The sequence below is a fragment of the Psychrobacter sp. CAL346-MNA-CIBAN-0220 genome, assembly GCF_040309805.1.
In the GTDB taxonomy this organism is placed as follows: Bacteria; Pseudomonadota; Gammaproteobacteria; order Pseudomonadales; family Moraxellaceae; genus Psychrobacter.
Genome location: NZ_JBEOPF010000321.1, coordinates 1 through 269 on the forward strand (window position 1 = coordinate 1; position 269 = coordinate 269).

Annotated in this window: 1 protein-coding gene; it reads right to left on the reverse strand. The window is 45.0% G+C overall.

Going from position 1 to position 269, the window contains the following annotated elements:
• On the reverse strand, positions 1-187 hold a 187-nt coding region (locus tag AAEY88_RS13815), incomplete at its 3' end, for an MJ0042-type zinc finger domain-containing protein (RefSeq protein WP_350563304.1).
• Positions 188-269 lie beyond the last annotated feature (82 nt).

A 269-nucleotide genomic window follows, 5' to 3' on the forward strand; every position in this document is an offset into this window, starting at 1 on the left:
GGTCGGTGGTGGTGCTATCTGCCATTTTTGGTGGCGTATCGGTGGTGACGATAAGGTGCTTATTGACCAAAAAACTCTGCTGACACTGATCACAGCAAACGGCGGTGTTTACTTTATTTAACTGGGTTTGTTGTAATTTAAAGCAAGCTTGGCAATGAGGGCACTGAGTTTTTATTGGCGTGGTCATAGGGTCGAATCCAAAAAAGTATGGTTATCAATACCGCGTAGCCACTCACCAATAGCTGCCTCTACTACTCAGGCTTCTACTT